General features: G+C 65.6%; 1 protein-coding gene. It reads left to right on the plus strand.

The window, feature by feature from the left end; all coding sequences use genetic code 11:
• Nucleotides 1-331: OST-HTH/LOTUS domain-containing protein (locus tag EN853_RS33395; protein WP_210236100.1), on the plus strand; the 331-nt coding region annotated here is incomplete at both ends.

A 331-nucleotide genomic window follows, 5' to 3' on the forward strand; every position in this document is an offset into this window, starting at 1 on the left:
CTGCTGACCGATGGCGTGAAGGTGTATGGCTTCGGCGAAAAGAAAACGCCCGAACCCTTCGTCAACGCATGCTCGAAGTTCACCTACCTGGAAGCGCTGGGCCAGACCCACGCCAGTGTGCCGGATGCCGAGCAGGCATCGAGCGAACAGGCATCCAACGAGCCCGTCGCCAATGACGATGCACGCCCGCGCAAAAGCGGTGCGGAGATGCGCAGCGACACGCGGCTGGTGAAGATGCTGCGCCGCGCGGTGTCTGCGGCCGAGGGCGAGGATGGCTGGTCGCACCTGGGGCCGGTCGGCAGCCAGATCGGCAACCAGGCCTCGTTCGATC

Origin of the sequence: Mesorhizobium sp. M1C.F.Ca.ET.210.01.1.1 (assembly GCF_004791585.1) — a bacterium.
Lineage (GTDB): Bacteria > Pseudomonadota > Alphaproteobacteria > Rhizobiales > Rhizobiaceae > Mesorhizobium.